General features: G+C 40.3%; 2 protein-coding genes. Both read left to right on the forward strand.

What is annotated here, in order from left to right; translation table 11 throughout:
- The first annotated feature begins 237 nt into the window (after positions 1-237).
- Positions 238-801, forward strand: coding sequence for a winged helix-turn-helix domain-containing protein (locus AACT21_RS06990; RefSeq protein WP_019280814.1), 564 nt, complete (start codon positions 238-240; stop codon positions 799-801).
- 291 nt (positions 802-1,092) lie between these two features.
- Positions 1,093-4,538, forward strand: a 3,446-nt coding sequence (locus tag AACT21_RS06995; protein ID WP_254917185.1) for a hypothetical protein, incomplete at its 3' end; no start/stop codon positions are given.

Here is a 4,538-nt window from a genome sequence, read left to right on the forward strand (position 1 = left end):
GACCAATACTGTGTGTCCATTGAGCAAGTAAATGCAATAGAAAGTTAATTTTTAAAAAGAAAGTTGGTGCCGTTCACTACCTTTCTTTTTATTCCGTGTTCCGTATCCTGTTATTATTAATGCATTAATTTTTTTTTGCAAAATAACACGTAATTCACAGGTTCATGGGGGTGCAATTTATCGGTTTTTGGTGGATTTAAGGACTTTAATTTCGAAAAAATAGAAGAGGGTAGACCTATGGAAAGAAATTATACGTTGGGAAAAGAAGTTATTTTTGATGCCCTGAAATGTGAAATTCTAGCAGATGAACAAATTGTTAGTCTCGGTAGCCGAGATGGTGCTATTTTAAAATTGCTATGTGAACAAAGTAATACAGTTGTTCTTAAAGAAGAAATTCATGAACAAGTGTGGGGGAAAGTATTAGTCAGTGAAACCTCACTGACTAAAGCCGTGTCAAATTTGCGTAAACATTTGTCATTGTTTGACGGAGTGACATGTGAAATTAAGACGGTTCCTAAAGAAGGGTATATGTTAATTACGGAGGTTCCATTTTCAGATTTATTATGGGTTGATATTCCTCCAGCAATAGAAATAAAACGTGTGACGAGTAGTGAACGGAAATTAGCGGCACGACCTACCTTGAGTGCTGTAAATAGATCGGATTCTTCGACAATGCAGATGGAATATAATGATTCATTTATTGATTTATTTGTTAGAGGTCATTTGGTTTTTTTTGTTGTCTTTTTTGCAGCGCTAATCGCTTCACTTTGTACGATCGGGTTTATGGTCCTCTGGTCGTGAATGGGCTGAATATTTTAAGTTTTATCTTAAAGCAAGTAGTAAGGTTAAAGGTATTTTGCTGCTTGTTTTGAGTGAGCACCATTTTTGTTTTTTTAGTTATAAGTGTTGATAGCCATTGTTGTTCTCTTTTTTTTAAAAAATATGTTATATGGCTATTAATAAGTAATTGTGCAGGCATAGATTGTATTTCTTATTCTACGAAGAAGAGTGGTAATCCCTATGGTTACGAATGTACCGGCTACGCAGATCAATTCTATTCATCAAGACATAAACGAAAACGAAAATGGATTAATGTTTAATCCTATTCGTCCAGATACTATTAGTGCTCAGCACTTTGTAGACCTTACCAGTGTTGATCAACCTCATGGTCTTAAAATGATGGCTTCAATTCAAGATGGTAAACTCATTCTAATCACGGGGAAAAACCGTGGTTTATTACGTGAGATGTGGCATCGTCGGCCATTCCATCATCGTAAAGCTGATTATTTATTCGCACCCATTGAAATCCCTAATAAGCGAATTACTCAACTTTGGATTGACAAAAAGCAAAATCTTCAAGCTGTTTATACGGATATAACGACGGGTAATACGCACTGTAGCCACATTAAACTTATGCCTAAATTGACGAGTCAGGGTCAATTAGTTGTTGATGTTCATACATCGGCGAATACTGAAGTGACATTGGGAAGTGATAACACGCCACCCGTAACGCTCATGCTGAAAGGTGAACAGGAAGCAGATGTAAAAATTGATTCCTTAAACAATCGCAGATTAAGTGTCGCTAGTGGTAAGGCGCAATTGGCTCCACCCTTGTCAGACCAAGAATATATTCAGCACATCAAGCCTTGCGGGAAATGGTTACAAGTCACTATTGCAACCATTGGCGAAAATACAGGTAGACAACGAATTATTTATCTCGATACGCAACATTTGGAATTCCGAACAGAAACAAATGCATTACCTGAAAAATGGCAATCGGCGGTTTCTGATACGCCACCAATTGCTTTTGCGCATTTCGCGGCCAACAACAGTAGTCATTTTGTCAATGCTAACCCTTTTGTTGGCAACAAAGTGAAGCATATTGGCAATCAATTTGTGCCACTGTCTGGCTGGATTGATGGAATTAAGCATCGAGTCTCACGCGGCAACGAAAAGTGGCAACGAGGTAGAAAAGTCGATGCAGCTAAGTCTTATGCTAAATCGATTGATCCTGGGTTACATACCATGGCGTTATGGGGAAAACAGAGATGGAATCATCGCCATCTGCCCGCTGAAATTGTAATGGCTGAACAGCGTTTGGCTAAGCAGCTGAGTTTGAAGTCGTATTTAAGACATGAATGGAATAAGTGTTTTTTAACGGATGAATTTGATAAGGATAGATCACGATTAGATTCACGGCTTCGTGTTGCACTCAGTATTTCTTGCGTTGGAAATAACACTAGAGATAGCGATAAAATAGAAGAGCTAACAGCAGAGAAACTCATTCTTGACTCATTGAAATCGAGTGAAAAAGTGCTCGATCAAGTAGTGATTACCAGCGTGAGTGGTAAACGCTTAATGGATTCTGCCTTAAAAGAAAATATATCAATATTAAACAAACAGCTCTCGGATTTGCTTTTACACTCCGATGCTCAGAACTTATCAATCGAGCCTATCCACTCAATCCTACGGTCAATGCAGAATCAGTTAACAACATTGACAGATTCGACCCATTCTTCGTTTAAATATAAAGAGATTGACCTTTATCTCTCATATATTGAACGAACGCTGATCAATACTCGGCTTTATCTCGCCTGTCAGGGGGCTTCTGAATCTATTAAAATCCAAACAAATCCGATGGATACCCTAAAACATAAATTGTTGAACGAGAGAAGTGACGAGTTGAATAGTGCTATCCAAACGGGTTGTCCTTCGATGAAGGCATGGCGGTGTGCTAATAAAATACATTCTCGTATGGCTGAGTCACTAAACAACCAGCAGAATGGTTTGGGGAAAGTATGGACGCATGTTACAGGCAATCAAACACCCGCTCACCAGATCTTGGATCAAATCGTTCAGCGTATGCATGCCTTGCCCAAGGGAGATGCGTTAACGTTAAGCGCACAGCAGGGGCTGAGCGGCTTTGCTGGAATTGCCCATTTTGGTTTACCTTTTGCCGGGGGCTATTTTGCAGGTGTAATGGCTTATTATGAAAAGCACTATGATTGTAAGTTAGTGGCGCTTGGTGATGAAAAAACGCAAATTCAGTTCGTTCGAAAAAAAGATAAAATGGCAACAGCGATGCTTGGTACGGGGGCGGGCATGGAAGACATTGCCAACCTGGTGAAGGATCAGTATGGATCTGTGGTGACTGTGTTGCCTTTTGAAGCAACCTTAGCTTTAACTGCGAAGAAAGAACATGAACAAAATTTCGCGTTTAATGTAAAAAATGCCGACTTATCAAAAACGCTAGGCTACCTCTTCAAACTCGAAGATGGGGATAAAGTTCTGCAAGAGTATCAAGATACGATAAGTCATCCCCAATATACGAGTGAGCAGACAAAAACACTTAAGGTGACGTTGGCCGAAAACTCTGAAGTTCGGCTGCAAAGGGGGATAAATGTGTCACCCAATATGTTTATGGTGGCACCACGGTCTTATATCAAATTTGGGGCCGATGTTTCGGTGGCCAGAGAGAATAAGCGCATCACTAAAATAGGAAATGAGAGCAGTTTACATGTCCAAACTGACTACGTTGCGAGTTTAAATGTCTCCGCGGGTTCTGGAGTGACAGCGATGGTGTTTCCACTTGCTCCCCCCTATGCTTTCCCCACCGCAATCGATGAAAAAACGTTTGCAACCACCACCCCTAGTTTGGCTCAGCATGGTTATGTTACACGTTTTAACCAGTTAGGCAGCCATGAACTGCCTTTAGCCTCAATGCATGGCATTAATGGACCAATTGATGATACGCCTGCGGTCGTGCTCCAAAGTAGTAACGTGATACAAAATGATTGGATGACTCAGAACGACGTCAGCAGTAATGATCTCGATTTGTTACAACCCATTCAAACTGACCACCAAAATCATATTCAGTTGAACCAACTTTATCATTGGTTGAACACGAACGGTACAGGAGAAAAACAGCTACAAGCTAGGGGGGTAAGTATATTGACCAAATTGGCTATAGCAGAAAAAATGGGTTACCACGAAGTCAACAAAGAGATTGCTGCCGATAAAATAGAACACTTGAAAGTGAGTTATGATCAACGAATTCATTGGCGTTGTCGTTGGGCTGATAATATTCGTCGTCATATTCATATCAGACCTAAACATTCGCGTTCTCTTAGTCAGATAATTGGTGGTGAAACATCAGCTACAGGACGTAAATTTCTGCAAGAAATTAAAGCATCGAGCCAAAGTCAAAGCCAATTACTCAACGCAGGGCGAGAGTCTTTTGTGCAAGCGACGGCAAAATATCGCTTAGAACGAAACCAGTTAGATGTACTGACAAAGGAACTCGTTGAGCAACTTATTCGAAGTAAGAGCACCAAAGCTGCACACAAACTATTGGCTAAGTTCGATCAACAGCTTTCTCGTAGTAGCAAAGCGGATCGTAACCAGTTTCAATTGACCGAAATCGCGTTTCAGCGCATTTCTTCAATGAGCCGACACCCTGCGGGTATTCTCCCCATGATTAAAGTTAAACAAAAAAGTCAGATAATGATGACAGAGTCTCTCGGGGAGATAGTATTTAC

Source organism: Vibrio sp. V08_P9A1T1 (assembly GCF_963874405.1).
Taxonomy (GTDB): Bacteria; Pseudomonadota; Gammaproteobacteria; order Enterobacterales; family Vibrionaceae; genus Vibrio; species Vibrio anguillarum.